At 64.8% G+C, this 18,681-nt stretch carries 16 protein-coding genes and 3 tRNA genes; 17 read left to right on the top strand and 2 right to left on the bottom strand.

Going from position 1 to position 18,681, the window contains the following annotated elements:
- Window positions 1–12: 12 nt before the first annotated feature.
- The 6 genes from ACIA48_RS05730 to ACIA48_RS05755 all read left to right on the top strand — a co-directional run bounded on the left by ACIA48_RS05730 (window position 13) and on the right by ACIA48_RS05755 (window position 2,085).
- Window positions 13–85: transfer RNA gene (locus ACIA48_RS05730), tRNA-Gly, on the top strand.
- A 29-nt stretch (window positions 86–114) separates the two neighbouring features.
- Window positions 115–188 (top strand) — tRNA-Cys (locus tag ACIA48_RS05735).
- Window positions 189–199: 11 nt separating this feature from the next.
- Window positions 200–274, top strand: a tRNA-Val gene (locus ACIA48_RS05740).
- A 131-nt stretch (window positions 275–405) separates the two neighbouring features.
- Window positions 406–708 (top strand): hypothetical protein, encoded by a 303-nt coding sequence (locus ACIA48_RS05745; protein ID WP_396728601.1) that lies wholly within the window; start codon window positions 406–408, stop codon window positions 706–708.
- A gap of 139 nt (window positions 709–847) precedes the next feature.
- On the top strand, window positions 848–1,027 hold the full coding sequence (locus ACIA48_RS05750; RefSeq protein ID WP_396728603.1) for a hypothetical protein: 180 nt from the start codon (window positions 848–850) through the stop codon (window positions 1,025–1,027).
- Between the two features lie 638 nt (window positions 1,028–1,665).
- Window positions 1,666–2,085: a hypothetical protein gene (locus ACIA48_RS05755; RefSeq protein ID WP_396730633.1), complete on the top strand. Its 420-nt coding sequence runs from the start codon at window positions 1,666–1,668 to the stop codon at window positions 2,083–2,085.
- Between the two features lie 10 nt (window positions 2,086–2,095).
- Here ACIA48_RS05755 and ACIA48_RS05760 read toward each other — a convergent pair whose 3' ends face one another.
- The gene (locus ACIA48_RS05760) at window positions 2,096–2,452 is read right to left on the bottom strand and encodes a helix-turn-helix domain-containing protein (protein ID WP_396728605.1); all 357 of its coding nucleotides are present in this window, start codon (window positions 2,450–2,452) and stop codon (window positions 2,096–2,098) included.
- Window positions 2,453–2,527: 75 nt separating this feature from the next.
- Here ACIA48_RS05760 and ACIA48_RS05765 point away from each other — a divergent pair, with 75 nt between their 5' ends.
- Genes ACIA48_RS05765 through ACIA48_RS05795 form a run of 7 tightly spaced genes read left to right on the top strand, consistent with a single transcriptional unit; the run spans window position 2,528 to window position 6,393 of the window.
- Window positions 2,528–3,016, top strand: coding sequence for a polyketide cyclase (locus tag ACIA48_RS05765; RefSeq protein ID WP_396728607.1), 489 nt, complete (start codon window positions 2,528–2,530; stop codon window positions 3,014–3,016).
- A gap of 32 nt (window positions 3,017–3,048) precedes the next feature.
- Window positions 3,049–3,774, top strand: a complete 726-nt coding sequence (locus ACIA48_RS05770; protein ID WP_396728609.1) for a Clp protease N-terminal domain-containing protein — start codon at window positions 3,049–3,051, stop codon at window positions 3,772–3,774.
- 35 nt (window positions 3,775–3,809) lie between these two features.
- Window positions 3,810–4,292, top strand: coding sequence for an RNA polymerase sigma factor (locus tag ACIA48_RS05775; RefSeq protein ID WP_396728611.1), 483 nt, complete (start codon window positions 3,810–3,812; stop codon window positions 4,290–4,292).
- A complete protein-coding gene (locus ACIA48_RS05780; protein ID WP_396728613.1) occupies window positions 4,289–4,882 on the top strand; it encodes a methylated-DNA--[protein]-cysteine S-methyltransferase in 594 nt (197 codons plus the stop codon). The genes ACIA48_RS05775 and ACIA48_RS05780 overlap by 4 nt, the downstream gene beginning before the upstream one ends.
- Window positions 4,883–4,918: 36 nt before the next feature.
- Window positions 4,919–5,353: a PPOX class F420-dependent oxidoreductase gene (locus ACIA48_RS05785; RefSeq protein ID WP_396728615.1), complete on the top strand. Its 435-nt coding sequence runs from the start codon at window positions 4,919–4,921 to the stop codon at window positions 5,351–5,353.
- A gap of 29 nt (window positions 5,354–5,382) precedes the next feature.
- Window positions 5,383–5,898: a hypothetical protein gene (locus ACIA48_RS05790; protein WP_396728617.1), complete on the top strand. Its 516-nt coding sequence runs from the start codon at window positions 5,383–5,385 to the stop codon at window positions 5,896–5,898.
- 15 nt (window positions 5,899–5,913) lie between these two features.
- Entirely contained in the window at window positions 5,914–6,393 is a 480-nt protein-coding gene (locus tag ACIA48_RS05795) for a GNAT family N-acetyltransferase (RefSeq protein WP_396728619.1), read from the top strand.
- Here ACIA48_RS05795 and zapE read toward each other — a convergent pair.
- Window positions 6,369–7,406: a cell division protein ZapE gene (zapE, locus tag ACIA48_RS05800; protein ID WP_396728621.1), complete on the bottom strand. Its 1,038-nt coding sequence runs from the start codon at window positions 7,404–7,406 to the stop codon at window positions 6,369–6,371. The two genes, ACIA48_RS05795 and zapE, sit on opposite strands and share 25 nt — an antisense overlap.
- Before the next feature lie 25 nt (window positions 7,407–7,431).
- Between zapE and ACIA48_RS05805 the strand changes: the two genes are divergently transcribed.
- From ACIA48_RS05805 to ACIA48_RS05820, 4 genes are all read left to right on the top strand, one after another.
- On the top strand, window positions 7,432–8,223 hold the full coding sequence (locus tag ACIA48_RS05805) for a pyrimidine reductase family protein (RefSeq protein WP_396728623.1): 792 nt from the start codon (window positions 7,432–7,434) through the stop codon (window positions 8,221–8,223).
- Window positions 8,224–8,281: 58 nt separating this feature from the next.
- Window positions 8,282–9,847 carry an alpha/beta hydrolase gene (locus tag ACIA48_RS05810; RefSeq protein WP_396728625.1) on the top strand — a complete coding sequence of 522 codons (1,566 nt, stop codon included), beginning with the start codon at window positions 8,282–8,284 and terminating at the stop codon, window positions 9,845–9,847.
- 92 nt (window positions 9,848–9,939) lie between these two features.
- The gene (aftC, locus tag ACIA48_RS05815; protein ID WP_396730635.1) at window positions 9,940–11,154 is read left to right on the top strand and encodes an arabinofuranan 3-O-arabinosyltransferase; all 1,215 of its coding nucleotides are present in this window, start codon (window positions 9,940–9,942) and stop codon (window positions 11,152–11,154) included.
- A 174-nt stretch (window positions 11,155–11,328) separates the two neighbouring features.
- A complete protein-coding gene (locus ACIA48_RS05820) occupies window positions 11,329–18,675 on the top strand; it encodes an ATP-binding protein (RefSeq protein ID WP_396728627.1) in 7,347 nt (2,448 codons plus the stop codon).
- Window positions 18,676–18,681 lie beyond the last annotated feature (6 nt).

Below are 18,681 nucleotides of genomic sequence, written 5' to 3' on the forward strand. Positions count from 1 at the left end.
CGTTCGTGGCGCGCGGATGTAGCGCAGTTGGTAGCGCATCACCTTGCCAAGGTGAGGGTCGCGGGTTCGAATCCCGTCATCCGCTCGAAGGGTGTAGTGGCATCAACCCCCAACGGTGGAGTGGCCGAGTGGTGAGGCAACGGCCTGCAAAGCCGTGCACACGGGTTCGATTCCCGTCTCCACCTCCAATTTTGTCTCGGCGCGATTAGCTCAGCGGGAGAGCGCTTCCCTGACACGGAAGAGGTCACTGGTTCAATCCCAGTATCGCGCACCAGATAGCCGCTGATCAGCGGCTATTTTTTTGCCTGTATCCATGGGCTTTTAGAAACTTCCAAGGTCTTTGCCGAAGACTCAGTTCCATCTCGGTCGAGACGACACCGAGCCTGCAACAGGAGGCACAACACGATGACGGCAACCAACTTGAAGAAGATCGCAATCGGAGGCGCCTTCGCAGGCGTAATGGGCTTGGCCGCAGTTGGATTCGGCTCGGGCACGGCGAACGCCGATCCTGATTTGGATTCGATCGCGCCCCTCATCCCGGGCGGTATGAGTGAGGACTGGCAGTCGTACCTGCCGTTGCTCGACAACGTCGCCGACGTCGGCAGCATCGCCGGCCTCGGAGACCTCGGCAACGTCCCCGTCCTCGGCGAAATCGGCAACATCATTCCCGCGCAGGATCTGCTGGGACTCGCGGCAGGGTTGGGTTAGCACGCCAATCTAGCTCGCCCGCAACAGACGTCGGCCCGCCACCTCCCCCCGAGTGGCGGGCCGACCCATGCTGTGTCAGAGCGCCAGGACCTGGTCTCACTCCAAGAAAGGTCCAAGATCGACGCCCGATGCTCACTTCATGAACATCAAGCACGTCGCCGCCGCCACCGCAGCCTTCGCTGTCGTCGGATTCGGCGCCTTCGCGTCGGCCCTCAGCTTGAGCGAGTCGGCCGCCACCAGCACGACGCCGGAGATGGCCAGCGTCCACTCCTGGGGCGAACTCCTTGCGTCGACCCCGCAGGCGAGCCTGAGCCGCTGAGCGGCGTACCTTCTTCCAACTAATCCGAAAAGCGTTTCCCAGAGAAACGAAAGTTGCGCCGCCTCGGGGTCTTCGCCGGTCGCCGCCGATACTGCGCGGCCAAAGGGTTTGCCCTGAGGATTAAATTCAGGAGGTACTGGCTATCTAAGTTAACGGGCCCTCCGCCTTGCCTCCGATTCGCACACCCGGCGCAGGCGGCTGGCCAGCGAAGCCCCCGCGCGGGGGTCGGGGGCTTCGCACCCAACCTCTAGACAGGGCCACTCTGGTTCGCTCCAGGTAATCGGCGCATTTAGCTCGCGAAGCAACGAGCGCAGCTCAGCCGCTCACGAGGTACCGAAAATCATTCGCCAACTGGGTGTCGTACGCCGCCTGGTGGGTACCTGTAATGCATGGCGAATGAAGCGTTGTTCGCGACGGCCGGTCTCTTCGGACTGTTCGTCGCCATGTTGTCGGGTGCTCTGTGGGACACGCGTCTGACGGCGGTACCGATCCGCCGTTCCCGGTCGCAGGGTCGGCACTCGATGCCGCGCTGAGGCAAACCTGACGCGCTCGTCATCGAGGCGAAAGCACGCGGGCATCTCCAGGCACCGACTACGCTCTTCGAAGGCCAACTCGGCATGACGACCAAGGGGCAGGACATGATTCGCCAATTCATCGCCGCCGCTGCGATCGCTGGCGCTGCCATCAGCGCTGCCCCCCTCGCCGCGGCCGACAACTTGTCGTACCTTGACACCCCCGGGCGCTACCCCTCTGACGTCCCCGGCATGAACTACGAAGCCCACCTCACCGCGCCGTGCACCAACATGGAGCGATTCACATTCGGCCGGGGTCCGGGCGGCGAGGTGCTGCAGTGCCGCTGGATCGCCAACCAGTGGCCACCCGTGTACACCGGTTTCTGGGTCGCGACCTATGAGCTGTTCGGCGTGCAAGAAACCGGCGCGCCGTGCCCCAAACCCCAAGCAGCAGCACAACATCCCGACGGACGTCCGATGCTGTGCCTAGGCACTCAGGGGTGGCAGCCCGGAATCTTCACCCGCGAAGGCTTCTTCCCGAGGTAAATCCGCGCCGCTAACCGCGCAGAGTCTCGCTCGGGGAATTGCCGAACCTGCGCTTGTACATGCTGCTGAACCGCCCTGCATGCCCGAACCCCCAGCGGCCCGCGATCGCCATCACGGTGTCCACCGACGGGTCGGCGGCCTGTAGCTCGCGGTGCGCGCGGTTGAGCCTGAGGCACCGCAAGTACTCCAGCGGGGTCGAACCGACATGGCGCCGAAATGTGTACTGGACCGATCGCGGTGTGACGTTGACGGAAGCCGCGATGTCGCTCAGCGTGATATCGCGATGCGCATTCTCGTGAATGAACGCCATCGCCTGCCGCAACATGACGGGCTTGGTGGCCGAGGAATCGACTTGATCGGTAGACATCTCGCTGGATTTATTACCCGCTAGCGGATCCCCAAAACCGAGCTCGACCCAGATCACACCTGACACGATCGGGCCATGACCGAACGCATCGAAGTGCCCCGCATCATTCCCGCGCCCGCCGCCGACGTTTTCGCAGTGCTCTGCGACCCGCAGGGCCACGTCGCGATCGACGCCACCGGCATGCTGCAGGACGCCGACGGCAATCCCGCCGAGGCGGTTGGCGACAGCTTCGTCGTGCACATGGATCGCGAGTCGCTCAACGACTATCCGCTGGGCAAATACGACGTCACCGTGTCCATCACCGACTACGAACAAGACCGGCTGATCGCATGGACCATCTTCGGTCAACTCAAGCCCGACATCGGCCACGTCTACGGCTACCGCCTCGAGCCGGCCGACAGCGGAACGTTGGTGACGTCGTTCTACGACTGGTCGAACATCGACCAGCACTGGCGAGACGCGAACATCTTCCCGATCGTCTCCGAGCTGGCGTTGCGGGCCACTCTCGGCATCCTCGATCGCACGGTCAGACGCGGCTACCCGAAATCGTCAACCAACGGTTGACGGCCAACTAACGTCAACCTAGGGTTGACGTCATGAGCGAGCCTTCCAAAATCACCAACCCCGTCCGTCTTGACGACCTCATCGATGTCATCAAGAAGGTGCACGACGAACCCCTTGAACAGCTCACCGACGCGGTCCTGGCCGCGGAGTCCCTCGGCGAGATAGCCGACCACCTCATCGGCCACTTCGTCGACCAGGCCCGTCGGTCCGGGGCGTCGTGGACCGAGATCGGCAAGTGCATGGGCGTCACCAAGCAGGCCGCGCAGAAGCGATTCGTCCCCAAAGCCCCCAGTGACGCCGACGCGCTCGACCCCAACGCCGGCTTCAGCCGATTCACCCCGCGCGCACGCAATGTCGTCGTCGAAGCCCAGAACAAGGCCCATCAAGCGCGCAACACCGAGATCAACCCTGACCACCTGCTGCTGGCGATGTTCGTCGACCCCGACGCACTCGCGGTCAAGCTCCTCGCCGGCCAGGCCGTCGACGCCACCAAGGTCACTGGGGCGGTGACGCTGCCGCCGGGCACCGACGGCGACCTGCCCGCACTTACGCCGTTCGACGGCGCGGCGAAGAAGGTTCTCGAGTTGACTTTCAGACAGGCACTTCGCTTGGGCCACAACTATGTTGGCACCGAGCACATCGTGCTGGCCCTACTCGAGGCCGAGGACGTCGACGGCCCGCTGCACCGACTCGGCGTCGACCGCGAACGCTTCGAAAGCGATCTGACAACCGCCCTGGAGCCGTTCATCAAAAACTGATCTCACGGCGCGCACGGTCGCAGCGTCTACAGAATGTGAGGGTGCGTCCGTTCGAAGAGGTAGTCGCCGAACACGGCGCGACCGTCCTGCGGGTCTGTCGCGCCGTCGTCGGCCCCATTGACGCCGAGGACGCGTGGTCCGAGACGTTTCTGTCGGCGCTGCGCGCCTACCCGAAGCTGCCCGACGACGCAAACGTCGAAGCGTGGCTGGTGACCATCGCGCATCGCCGCGCCCTCGACGTCGGCCGCGCGCGCTCCCGACGGCCCGTACCCACCGACACCGTGCCCGACCACCCCACCCCGCACGCCGACCCAGCCGCCCGCGACCCCGACCTATGGGCGGCGCTGCAACAGCTGCCCACCAAGCAACGCCAAGCCGTGGCATATCACCACATCGCCGGCCTGCCGTTCGCCGAGATCGCCCAACTACTCAACAACTCCCCCGACGCCGCGCGGCGCGCTGCCGCCGACGGCATCAAGTCTCTGCGAAAGATCTACCCGAAGGACGAAACATCATGAGCACCAATATCTTCGACGAGCTACCTGCCCCTGACGACACGATGTCGCGCCTGCACGCACGGCTCGAACAGGCCGCCGAAGCCGACGGGACGCTCGACGTCGCCTACCGCACGATCGACACTCCCGTTGGCGCTCTTCTGCTGGCGGCGACGCCGGTGGGCCTGGTCCGCGTCGCGTACGACATTGAGGGTCACGACGCCGTGCTGAACCGCCTTGCCGACGTCGTGAGCCCGCGGATCCTGTGTTCGCCGTCCCGTCTCGACGCGGTGGCACAGCAGATCGACGAGTATTTCGCCAAGCGCCGCACCGCATTCGACGTTACGGTCGACCTGCGGTTGGCCGACGGCTTCCGGCGCGAGGTCATCGAGCATCTGCGCGACATCGGCTACGGCCGCCGGGAAAGCTACGCGACCGTCGCCGCCGCGATCGGTCGTCCCCGCGCGGTGCGGGCCGTCGGCACCGCCTGCGGCCACAACCCGCTGCCCGTGGTGGTTCCCTGTCACCGCGTCGTGCGCTCCGACGGCTCGGCGGGCCAGTACGTCGGCGGGCCATTGGCGAAATCGACGCTGCTCGACCTCGAGGCTGGCTGAGGGAATGAAACGGCGCTCCCATCCGTAGAACAACGCATGAAGCTCAACGACGCCGCCCGCGAGCTCATCGGGTCGGGCACCGACGCTGTCTTGGTCACGCTCAATCCGGACGGCAGCCCGCAGGTCTCCACGATCTGGATGGCGCTGGAGTCGACTCCGGAGGGTGACGAGCTCGTCGCGGCACACCTCAGCGAGTATCAGAAGACCCGCAACGTACGCCGAGATCCGCGCGTGGCCGTCACGATCCTCGGCAGCGAGCGGCCAGGACAACTCCGGGACTACTTGACCGTCACCGGCGTCGCGCGGATCGTCGAAGGCGGCGCTCCGGAACTGCTCAAGCAGCTGGCCAAAGTGATGTTGGGCAGCGACGAGCACTTCCCACCGCCGAACGCACCGGCGGGATTGCTCACCCGCGTACGCATCGAGAAGATCGGCGGGTCCGGCCCGTGGGTGTCGGAGAACCGGCTGTAACACGTTTCAGTTTGTGGAATCATGCGTGCATGCGTCGCTGGTTCGTCCTCCTTGTCGCCGTGATGGTGGCCCTCTTCGGTCTCACGGCCGTACCCGCCCAGGCCGCGCCTGACGAGTCCGAGTCCGTGCCATCGCCCATCGGTCGACTCGGGGAAACGCTGCAGATCAACTTCGAGGGCCTGGTCGCCAACATCACCGTCAACAGCCTGGCTCCGTCACCGGTCCCACCCGGCTTCGGCTATCCGCCGCGAGCGCCCCGGTATCAGGTGTGGCGCGCCCAGATCACCGTGAACCCCGTCAAGGTGCCTACCTCCTACGCCCAGGCGATCACGTACCAGTTCCGCGGCGTCACGGCGACCGGGGACTCCTACGAACCACGCACCACCGACGCCCCGGACTCGCTGCAGCTCGCGCTGATGAACGCGCCGGCCGGTTCGACCGTCAGCGGCGGGGTTTGGTGGGACTGCTACCGCGACCTCATCTCGAATGTCGTCCTGCTCGACAAGGTCACCGGCCAGCACCTCGCGCAGTGGAACGTGGCCTAGGTATTGCACTTTGAGGTGACTGCGGCCGTCGTCGCCGATCTTCCCGAACTCGCCGATGTCGCCGCGCGCACATTTCCACTGGCGTGCCCGGCATCGGTGAGCGGAGACGACATCGCCGCGTTCATCGACATGAACCTGTCCGAGCAGCGATTTCGCGACTACCTTACTGATCCCGACCGTCGGGTGCTCGCGGCGCGTGCGGACGAGCGAATTGTCGGTTACGCCATGCTGGTTCGCTCGGCTGACGGCGTCGAGCTCTCAAAGATCTACGTGCTACCTGACAGCCACGGTGCGGGCGCCTCCGCAGTCTTGATGGCGGCGGCGCTGGATGCGGTCAAGGAACTGGGCGCGGAGTCCGTGTGGCTCGGGGTCAACCAGAAAAACCAACGTGCTCAACGCTTTTACACCAAACAGGGATTCACCGTCAGCGGGACGCGCACATTTCAGCTCGGCGCCGGCGTGGAGAACGACTACGTGATGGTGCGGCCGCTCTGACCCGCCGCAGTCAGCGCGAGCAGCCGTGACGTCGCGCGCAGATACTTCTTGCGGAAACCGCCCACCAGCATCTCCTCACTGAAAATGGTGTCCATCTTCGCGCCGGACGCCACGACCGGAATGCCCGCGTCGTAGAGCCGGTCGGTCAACGACACGAGCCGCAGCGCGACGTTCTGGTCGTCGATCCCGTGGACCCCGGTGATGAACACCTCGGACACACCCTCGATCAGCGTCAGGTACCGCGACGGGTGCATGGTGGCCAAGTGGGCGCACAGCGCGTCGAAGTCGTCCAGCGTCGCCGCTGGTGTGCGCGCCGCACGCATGGCAACCTCGTTGTCGCTCAACGGCTCCGGCGCGGCAGGCAGGTCGCGGTGCCGGTAGTCGGGCCCGTCGATCCGCACCGTCGTGAAAATCGCTGCGAGGGTGTTGATCTCGCGCAGAAAGTCCTGCGCGGCGAACCGGCCCTCCCCCAGTTGCTCGGGCAGCGTGTTCGACGTGGCCGCCACCGACACTCCGCGCTCGACGAGTTGCGACAGCAGTCGCGAGATCAGCGTGGTGTTTCCCGGATCGTCGAGTTCGAACTCGTCGATGCACACCACGACGTAGTCGGCGAGTAGCTCGATGCACTCGACGAAGCCGAAAACGCTCGCCAGTTGCGTCAACTCGCCGAACGTCGCGAATGCCTTGGGTTCCGGCAGCCGGTAGTACGACGAGGCGAGCAGGTGCGTCTTGCCGACACCGAAACCGCCGTCGAGATAGATCCCGACGCCTGGCAGCACCTCATGCCTGCCGAACAGCTTCTTCTTGCCTGCCCGCCGCTCCACCGCCTGCGCACAGAATTGCCGACAAACGTCCACGGCCGCGGACTGCGTCGGCTCGGCTGGATCCGGGATGTAGGTGTCGAAGGTGACGTTGGCGAAGGTCGGCGGCGGGCTCAGTTGAGCGACCAGTCGTTCGGGCGTGACCTTGGGATGCCGGTCGACCAAATGACCGACATCGCTGGACCCGTCCATGCAGGCACCTTATCGACGTGTTGCAATGCTGTTCATGGCCGATACCGCCGCGGGGGTGCAGTTCACAGTGTTGGGGGCCGATGGCGCCCTGATCGACGGTGCGGACACCCGACTCGCCGATTTCTACGGCTACCCGGATGACCTGCAGGCCTGCTGGGTCCGCGGCAACATGATCGCCAGCCTCGACGGCGCCGCCACCGCCGACGGCAAGGCCGGCGGGCTGGCCGGACCGGGTGACCGCAGCATGTTCGGTCTGATGCGCCATGCCGCCGACGTCATCCTGGTCGGGGCCGCCACCGTACGGGTCGAGAACTACTCCGGCGCCCAGGTTCCGCTCGCGGCGCGGCACGACAGGCAGCGGCGCGGCCAAGCCGAGGTACCGCCTATCGCCGTCGTGACCCGCACCGGCAACCTCGACCCCGACGCGCTGTTCTTCACCCGCACCGAGGTCAAGCCACTGATCTTCACGTGCGCAGATTCCGTCGACGACACCAAGCAGCGACTGGGCGCGGTATCCGAGGTGCTGAATGCGTCCGGACCGCGCACCGATTCCGTCGATCACGCCACCGCGCTGAGACTGCTCGCTGAGCGGAAGCTGTTCCGAGTGCTCACCGAGGGCGGCCCACTGCTACTCAGCCAGCTGATCGAGGACGACCTGCTCGACGAACTCTGTCTGACGGTGGCGCCCATCCTCGTCGGCGGTGCCGGACGGCGCATCGCCGCAGGCGCGGGCGAGGTGCACGCCAAGATGCGCCCCGCGCACCTGCTGTCCGACGACGAGGGCTATCTCTACACCCGCTATGTCCGGGCGCGCTGACGCACCAGGAGTCGTTGCGCACCGAGTATTCACCACGGCAATCAGTACTGTGGTCGGCATGCAGCGGCGTCGTCCCCTCTGGGTGTTGAGCACCTCAGCACTCGTGGCGTCGGTTGTGCTGGCCGGGTGTGCGCCCGGTCTGGCGGCCAATCCGCGCTTCGCCACCGATTCCGGTGCTCAACCGCAGGGCCAGCCGGAGACCACCAAGGCGCCCGAGGGCCCGCCCCCGATCGAGCCACCCAAGAACGATCTGTCGTGGCGTGACTGCACCTCGCGGGTGCTGGCCGACGCGTCGGTTTCGGCGATCGCCGGGGTGAAGTTCGATTGCGCGACGTATGACGCCGACCTCGATCCGATCAAGGGCGCGACAGGCACGATCAGCATCGGAGTGGTCCGCGCGACGACAAACGAAACCCCGGCCGACGCCGGACCGCTGGTGATGACCACGGGATCGGATCTGCCGACGTCGCTGCAGCTGCCGGTCTGGCTGTCTCTATCGGGCTCCGACGTACTCAAGACCCGGCCCATCGTCGCGGTGGACCGCCGCGGCATCGGCATGTCGGGGGCGCTGGACTGCCGCGACCTCTATGACCGCGCCGCGATGCTCGATCAGGCCCAGTTCCAAGCTGGCGACGACCCCGTCGCCAACCTCGGCGAAATCACGCAGGCCGCGACGACGAGCTGCACCGACACCATCGCCCCCGGCGACTCGGCGTACGACAACGCGCATGCCGCCGAAGACATTGAACGGCTCCGAAGCACTTGGGACGTACCGACATTGGCGCTGTACGGCATCGGCAACGGCGCCCAGGTGGCGTTGGCCTATGCGGGCAGCCACCCCAACAAGGTGGCACGGCTGGTGCTCGATTCCCCGCTTCCGCTCGGCATCGCCGCCGAAGCCGCGATGGAACAGCGCGTCAAGGGTGAACAATCTGCGCTCGACGCGTGGGCCGCGCAATGTGTGGCGATCAACTGTCCGTTGGGCGCCGACCCGAAGGGTGCCGTCGCCGCGGTGCTGAACCAGGTGCGCGGATACAACTCGAACGACGGGTCGGTGGCCACCGTCGCCGACGCGATCGCCACCGCGTTGGCCTACCCGCGCGGAGACCGTGTCGCGGCCACCAACCGGCTCGCCTCGGCCGTAGCCGGCGCCCGCTCCGGGGACTGGAACGCCATGAACACGCTGGTCAGCGAAGCCGAGGCGGTGCGCGGTACCGATGGCCAGTTCGTCAACAGCTGCAGCGACTCGCTGAACCGCCCCACGCCCGATCGGGTCCGCGAACTCGTGGTGGCGTGGGAGAAGCTATACCCGCAGTTCGGCCAGGTAGGAGCGCTGGAGCTGGTCCAGTGTCTGAACTGGCCCAGCGGCGCGGCTCCGCCGGAACCACTGAATCTCGAGACTCCTGTACTGCTCCTGGGGACCCAGCATGATCCGATCGTCGGCAACGAGGGCGTGGCCGCCGTCGCCGCGACCGTGATCAACGCGGGCGCACCCAACCGGCGCGTGATGTGGCAGGGCATCGGCCACGGCGCAGCCATCTACTCCCCCTGCGCGCTGCCGCCGGTGAGCGGCTATCTCGACAGCGGCAAGCTGCCCGACACCGACACGTTCTGCCCGGCCTGACATCCCGTCACAACACGGTCGGGTACGGTTCGCTGGTGCGTGATCTTGTCCTGGGCGCGTTTCGGCCCCGCACCTCCCCGCCGGGTCTGGCCATGGTGTTGCGGTCGATCCTGTGGCCGCTGGCCATCCTGTTCATCATTCATCGCAGCTACGTCTTAGCCACCAACGGCTATATCACCGACGACTACGGACCGGTGTACCGCGCCGTCGTGAATTTCAAGATGGGCTGGGACATCTACAACGAGCATTTCAACCACGTCGACCCGCACTACCTCTACCCTCCCGGCGGCACGCTGATCATGGCGCCGTTCGGCTACCTGCCTGTCGATGCGTCGCGGTACTGGTTCATCACGTTCAACACGATCGCGATCATCCTCGCCGCGTACTTCCTCATCCGGTTGTTCGGCTTCAAGTTCGACTCCGTCGCGCTGCCCGCTCTGCTGGTGGCGATGTTCATCAGCGAAAGCGTCGTCAACACATTGGTTTTCGGCAACATCAACGGCTGCATCCTGCTGCTCGAGGTGCTGTTCTTCCGGTGGCTGCTGGACGGCAACCGCAGTCACGAGTGGCTGGCCGGGACCGCGATAGGTCTGACGCTGGTCGTCAAACCCCTGCTGGCTCCGCTGCTGCTGATTCCACTGCTGAACCGGCAGTGGCGAGCATTGATACCCGCATTTCTGGTACCGGTCGCGTTCAACGTCGTCGCTTGGCCGTTGGTCAAGGATCCGATGAACTTCGTCACGCGCACCGCCGAATACATCTTCACGACCCGCGACTACTTCAACAGCTCGATCGCGGGCAACGCGCTGTACTACGGCCTTCCGATCTGGCTGACGCTGTTGCTGCGGCTGGCATTCATCGTGCTCGCGGCGCTGTCGCTGTGGCTGCTCTACAAGTACTACCGGACCCGCGATCCGCTGTTCTGGATGATGACCTCGTCGGGCGTCCTGCTCATCATGTCGTTCCTGGTGTCGTCGTTGGGTCAGGGCTACTACTCGATGATGCTGTTCCCGTTCCTGATGACGGTCGTGCTGCGCAACTCGGTGCTGCGCAACTGGCCTGCGTGGCTGGCGATATATGGCTTCATGAGCTCAGACCGCTGGCTACTAGGTCACTGGCCGACAACCGGTCGGTTCCTCGAATACATGAAGTTCACCTACGGCTGGTGCCTGATGCTGATCGTGGTGTTCGTGGTGCTGTACTTCCGCTACCTGGACGCCAAATCCGAGAATCGGCTCGACGACGGTATCGACCCTGTCTGGATGAAGGATCCTGTGAAAACTCCCAGTCCTGTGCAGAGCGGCTGACGGCAGCTTAAATTCGCTGTGACAGCAGGCTGATCCAATACGATTGGCCTGCGGGCAGGCGGGTCACGGGGAGGCGATGCGAATGCCGTTGATCCCTGAAGATCCGACGTCCATCACCGCTGACTGGCTCAGCGAAGCGCTCGCGGCCGACTTCGCGCTGAGACCGGACTGACCATGGCCGAGAACCGCCGCCGCTGCGACTCCTGTGGCGCACCGAACGAAGAGGACGCCCGCTTCTGTGAGGGCTGCGGCACCTCGCTCGCCCGGATCTGTGCGACCTGCGGCGTGGAAGCCAATGCGGCAGCGCGCTTCTGCCGTGGGTGTGGGGCGCCGCTCGAGCAGCCGACCCGGGCGCCCGCCGCGCCCGATACGGGCCCACTGCGCAAGACCGTGACGGTGATGTTCGCCGACCTGGCGGGGTCGACGAGCTTCGAGGAACGCGTCGATGCCGAGACGGCCCGTGAGGTCATCGGCGGCTACCACGATCTGCTGCGGACGGTCGCGCAACGCCACCGCGCCGGTGTGACGAAGTACATCGGTGACGGGTTCATGGCTGTCTGGGGCGTACCCGAGACCGGACCCGAGGACGCCGTACGCGCGGTGGACGCCGCCGTCGAATTGCAGGAACGCTTCGTCGACCTTGCGACCTGGGTCACCGAAACCCACAGCGTGGAACTTGCGTTGCGGGTCGCGGTGAACACTGGCGAGGTGGTGGTCGGGGCCGGTGACGCCGACCTCGTCGGTGACGCGCTGAACGTCTGCGCACGGCTCGAATCCGAATGTCCGCGTGGCCATGTCGTGGTTGGTGAAGAAACGTGGCGCGCGACCCGCGGCCACTACGGCTACGAGTCGTTGGGCGAGGTGCAAGTCAAGGGTCGCAGCGCCCCGGTGGCGGTCTACCAATGGCTCGGACGTCAGTCGGAATCAGCCGACGCCGCCCCATTCGTCGGCCGGCACGCCGAACTCGGCCGCCTTCAGTCCGCGATGGACGGCGCCGTGACGGCAGGGAGCGCTCGGTTGGTCACCGTCGTCGGAGACCCGGGTGTCGGCAAGAGCCGAATCGCCGCGCAATTCACCGACGCCCAGAGCGAAGCGCGGGTGATCGAGGCCCGCTGTGACCCCGAAGGCACCGTCGCGATGGCGCCCCTGATCGAGGTGCTGCGGTCAACTGACCTCGAAACCGAAATACCCGCAAAAGTTCCCGAGCGCGACCGGCTGATACGCGATCTCGGCGGACTCGCCGCAGGCGAAGCAGGGTCCGTCGAGGAGAACTTCTGGGCACTGCGCCGATTTGTCGAAGTGCTGGCAACCGAAAGACCCGTCGTGCTGGTCCTCGACGACATCCAGTGGGCCGACGCACTGCTGCTCGACTTCATCGAACACCTCATTGAGTGGGCCACGGATGTGCCGGTGTTCGTGCTGGCGCTCGCTAGACCCGAACTACGTGAGCTTAGGCCCGAACTCGGCACCGTGGGCCGGTTCGTGTGCGAGGCAGTCCACCTCGGCGGGCTGGATCCCAGTGCCACAGCGGAATTGGCCGCCAACGTGCTCGGGGCCGCGCGTCTGCCGGACGAGCTGGTACGACGACTCCCCTCATCTACCGAGGGCAATCCGCTGTTTGTGCGGGAGTTGGTCGGGATGCTGGCACACGACGGAGTGCTCATTCAGGATCAGGATAGCTGGCGGCTGACAATCGACGTCGACGCCATTGCGGTGCCTCCGACGATCCATGCGCTGCTGGCCTCTCGGCTGGAGCGGCTCGACGGAGCTGACAGACGCGTCCTCGAGATCGCCTCAGTGGTGGGCAGCGAGTTCTCGATCGGTGCCATACGCGCACTCGCCGAAGGTGCGGGGACGGGAGTTACTCTGTCTCTCAACCGTCTTCGACGGCTGGAGCTGGCCCACCCGAGCGGTACCTACGTCGGCGACGAAGCCGTCTGGCGATTCCACCATGTGCTGATTCGCGACGTCGCGTACCGGCGCCTGTTGAAATCCGACCGCGCCGATCTGCACGAGCGGCTGGCAGTTTGGGTCGAAACAGGCGGGTCGACTGTGGCTTTCGACTCCGACGAGATGAGCGCCAGACATTTGGAAGCCGCCTACGCCTACCGACAGCAACTCGGCGCCGTCGACGACCGCGCGCGCGAATTGGCCGTTCGGGCCGCACGCCACTACGCGGCGTCCGCCAAGCGCGCTCTGGACCGCGACGAGTTGGTTTCGGCGGGAATGCAATCCGCTCGCGGTGCGGCGTTGGCTGCGGCCAATGAAACGCTGCACGCTGACCTGTTGCTCATCGGTTGCGAGGCGTTCCTATCCGCTGGTGACGTCGCGGCAGGCGCGCCACTGGTCGACGAACTCGAACGCCTTGCCGACGACGCCCTCGCGCCGTGGGCGACGTGCTATCGCTGCCAGTTCATCGTCTACACCGACCCGGAACGGTTGCCCGAAGTCGAGGCGCGCTTGCACGAAGCCATCGACGAGTTCAGCCGTCGCAGGGATCACGCGGGACTCGCCAAGGCGCACCGGGTGCGGGCCGGCGCGCGTGGACGTCTCGGGCGGATCGGCGACAGCGAGATCGACCTTTTCGAGGCGCTCATCGCGGCCCGCCAAAGCGGTGACCACCGGCAGATCACCGCGGCACTGGGCGCCGCGCCGGGCGCCGCATTGTGGGGCCCGAGTCCAGTACCGAAGGCGGGCGGCCGGTGTCTCGACGTGGTGCGCATGCAGCGGATGACGACGGCGGCGCCGTCGCTGGAGGCCACGTCGTTGCGTCATCTCGCAGTCCTAGAGCTGTTGCGGGGTCGGCCGGACAAGGCCAGGACGATGCTTACTGATGCCCGGCAGGTGGTCGCCGATCTCGGCCTACGTCATGGTGTCATGGAGACCGAATTGTTCGCGGGCATCATCGAATCGATGGAGGGCGACCCCGTCGCCGCCGAACCGCACTTCCGGACTGCGCTTGAAGGGTTGGACGCCCTCGGCGTGGGTGCCGATGCGGGCCAGGCCGCTGCGCTCCTCGCCCGGTCTGTCTTGGCTCAGGGCCGGCTAGAGGAAGCAGACCATCACGCCGCCGAAAGTGAACGTCTCGCCGGCCGCAATCTGAAGACGGCGATCGCGTGGCGCGCCGTGAGAGCGGAAATATCTGCGGCGCAGGGACGTCATGCGGACGCGGTCGTGATGGCGCGCGAAGCGGTGGCGGTGGCAGCGCGTACAGACTTGGTGCTCGACCACGCCGAAGCTTGTCTCGCATTGAGTAGGGTGCTCGCCTTGGCGGGAGATACACACGGCGCCAACAGTGCTCGTGAGGACGCCGACGCGCTGTATGCCGCGAAAGAGGTGACGATGCGAGTCGGCCAAGTCGCTGAGCCCGCAGCGTCCCCGGCAGCTCCTACCGAAGCGCATGCGATTTCATCAACCTTGACTCTGTCCAACCGAGCGACTGACGCCGAGAGATCCGTCGTCGATGCGTTGCACAGTCGCGATATCGATGCGGTCGCTGCAAAGTATTCCGACGCATTCACCTACGACGATCGTCGGCGAATCAGCGGGGACCCCATCGATGGCCTCGAGGGGCTCAGAGCAGCGACCGCACGAATCTTGGAGCAGTACTGCCATTTCGAGATGAATGTGCTGGCTGTCCGTGGCGATCGGCTGGCACTTGCGAGCCCACGCCTGTCTGACGACTCCGGCAATGAAGCAACCGACCTGATCGTGTCCGAAATCGACGAAGGCGGTCTGATCACCTACGAGGGTCGCTTCGACGACGACTTTGAGGGCGCGTATCGCGAACTTGACCGTCGTTATTACGCGGGCGAAGGCGCGCAGTTCGCCCAAGGCGGTGCTACCGCCACCAAATGGACAGTGGCATTTAACCGTCTCGACTACGACACACTGTTCAACGAACTGACTACCTCCGACTTCCGCATCGCGAATCGGTCGCGGTCGGCCTTCCCGGATCGCTCAGCTGCGGAGTACCGGACCACGTTGGAAGAACTCGATGCGATGGTGGGCTCGGTGTGTGGCTGGATCTCCGTGCTGCGTTGGTTCTCGACGAACTGGTGCGTCGCCCGCTGCGTGCGGGATGCCGCCGGACACGACGGAGAGAACTACACGTGGCATTTTCTCATCGCATTCGAGTTCCGCGATGGTCGCGTGGCGTCGATGTGCGAGTTCGAGATCGATGACGAGGATGCAGCCTTCAGGTACGCCCAAGATCGAGTGCGGGCCAGCGCCAGCCGACTGCGGATCAGCAACCGGGCGAGCGAGCTTGCCGGGGCCGCGTGGCAGGCGCTGCAGGCGCATGACATCGACGCGCTTCACGTTGATCCTTCTGCGGACTTCGTTTACGACGACAGACGGCGGATCAGCGGCGACCCGATCAAGGGAGCAGCCGACCTGTACGCCGCGACCAAGCGCATCCTCGTGAGTTATCCAAACACCGAATGGCGGACGATGGCGGTGCGCGGCGAACGACTGGAAATGCACTCGAGTCGCCAGTGGGATGACGACGGTAATGAGGCGACGACCCTGAACGTGATGGAGTTCGACGACGCCGGGCGTCTCGAGTATTTCGGGCGTTTTGATGAAGACGATTTCGAAGGCGCGTACCGCGAGATCGACCGACGCTACTACGCCGGTGAGGGCGCGTTGTTCGCTGAATCCGGCGCGCTGGGGACCGAATGGGTGGTCGCCCTGAACCTGGGTGACTACGACAAGGCGTTTGGCGAACTCAGCGATCCCGATGCGGGCTACGAGAACCGGTCTCGCTCAGCATTTCCAGACCCTTCGGTCAGCGGTGCCGCGGCCAGCTATGAAGATCTGAACGCTATGGTCGGCTCGATGCGGACATGGCCGTCGGCATCTCGGTGGCTGTCGCCGACGCTGGCAGTCTCGCGGCTCGATCGGGAAGCCGTCGGGCGCAGCGGTGAGCGATATTCGTGGACATGGATCCTTGTGAGCGAGATTCGCGACGGCCGGTTTGGGCACACCTGCCTCTTCGAACTCGAGGACGAAGAAGCGGCCTTCGCGTACGCCGAAGACCGGCTGCGATCGGACCGCCGCCGGCTCGCCGTGATCAATAAGGCGAGCGAAACATTCGACATCGTATGTCGAGCGATGCAGAACCACGACGCCGACGGCGCGGTGCGACAGTTTTCCGAAGCCTTTGAGTACGAGGATCATCGACGTCTCAGCGGTGGCCCCGTAATCGGCGTCCGCGCAATGAGGGCGGGAATCGCACTCGTCTGCAAGCAGTACCCTCACCTCGACTGGCACACGCTGGCTGTTCGGGGCGAGCATCTGGAGCTGCGTTGGGCCCGCCAGAGGGATGACGCAGGAAACGAAACATCGGGACTGATGGTGATCGAGGTCGACCAGGACGGAATGGTCGTCTATCAGAGCCGCTTCGACGAAGACGACTTCGACGGCGCATACCGGGAGTTGGAAGAGCGCTACCACTCGGGCGAGGGTGCATATCTCGGCGCGAGGTCGAATGCAGTAATCGAATTCGCCCTCGCAGTGAATCGGCGCGATCTCGACCGGGCTTTCAGCGAATTCACCGATCCGAACTTCAGCAGCGAGAGCCGGTCCCAGGCGATATTCGCATATCGGTCCGCCTCGGAGTTCCGCGCCGGCATCGAAGAGCTGCAATCCATGGTCACGAGGATGCGGATTTGGTACTCAGCCACGTCATGGCCGTCGCCGACGGTCACCGTCAGTCGATACGAGCGTGAGGCAACCGGACACGACGGCGAGGAATACACGTGGAGCGGCTTGAATGTCGTCGAGATCCGCGATGACCGGATCATGTCGATGTGCCAGTTCGACATCGAAGACGAAGAAGCGGCGTTCTCTTATGCGGAAGAACAGATACGTACGGCCGCCAGCCGCTTGGGCGTGCGGAATCAGGCTAGCGAAAGAGCCCATGCCGCGATAAAAGCGGCTCAAGAGCACGATGCCGACGCGATGGTCGATTGCTACACAGAGGATTTCGTATACGACGATCGGCGGCGCCTGGGAGGAAATCCGATTGCGGATCTGCGGTCAGCCGTCGAGGGAATTCTGGCCCAATACACTCTGTTCGAGGCTCGCGCGCTCGCTGTGCGGGGCACGCGTCTGAGCCTGAGTTGGACACGTTGGCGAAATGACCAGGGTTTTCAGACGGGCTATCTCGTCGTCCACGAGGTCGGTGAGGATGGAAGATTCATCTACGAAGGGCGCTTCGACGAAGACGACTTCGTCGGCGCATACCGAGAATTGGACGAGCGCTTCTACAACGGTGAGGGCGCGCAGTTCGCAGAAGTGGGCATCACCCCGACGGAGGTGGTGATCGCCCTCAATCAAGGTGACTCCGACAGAGTGTTCAACGAACTCACCGTCCCCGGTGCGCCTGTGGAGAACCGGTCACGGTTACCTTTCCCAAATCGCTCAGCCGATGTCCTTCGCAGCAGTTTTGCCGAATTGGACACCATGGTCTCCTCGACGCGGACGTGGTTCTCGGCGATGTGCTGGGTATCTCACGTCTGGGGCGTCGTCCGCTTCGAGCGGGATGCGGTCGGCAAGGACGGCGAGCGATACGAATGGTCACATCTCGTCGTGCTCGAGATCCGCGACGGTCGGATCGCGTCGATGTGCGAGTTCGAGATCGACGATGAAGAAGCTGCATTCGCTCATGCGGAAGAACAGTCGCGCGCTAATGACAGTCGTCTCGCGACGACGAACAGCGCCAGCCGCCGATCGCACGCTCTGATACGAGCCGCGCGGCTGCGCGACCTCGACGCGATGATCGACTGCTACACCGAAGGCTTTGTCTACGACGATCGGCGGAAACTGAGCGGAAATCCATTGCGCGACTTTCGCTCCACCGCCCAGCGGATCTTGTCCCAGTACAGCGAATTCGAGGTCCGCGTACTTGCTGTGCGAGGCGAGCGCCTGCAATTAGGTTGGCACCGCTGGTCGAATGACTCCGGATTCGAGACGACTCATCTGACCGTCAACGAAACGGGCGAGGACGGTCGGTTCATCTACGAAGGCCGGTTCGACGAGGACGACTTCGTGAATGCGTACCGCGAACTCGACCATCGCTACTACGCGGGACAGGGCGCCGCCTCAGCTGACGAGGGCTACCGACTGACTGAGTGGCACGTGGCAATCAACCAGCTCGACTTCGACCGCGTATTCGGCGAGCTGACGGACCCTGAGATGCGCGTCGAAAATAGATCGAGCTCGGTGTTCGGCGACCGGACTGCCGCCGACATTCGCGCCAGCATCGAGGAGCTGGACGCGATGGTCGACTCATCGCGATCGTGGCATTCGGCAGTGCAGTGGCTTACGCCGCACTGGGTCGTCGCTCGATTGGAGCGCGAAGCCGTCGGGCCCGACGGTGAGCGGTATGCGTGGTCGTGGCTTGATGTGTACGAGTTTCGTGGCCGTCTCGTATCAGCCTGCCGTTTCGACATCGACGACGAGGACGCGGCATTCGCGTATGCGGAGGAGCGAGTGCGCGAGACGCAACCGCGCTAGCGTGGA

Source organism: Mycobacterium sp. NPDC051804 (assembly GCF_044452905.1).
Lineage (GTDB): Bacteria > Actinomycetota > Actinomycetes > Mycobacteriales > Mycobacteriaceae > Mycobacterium.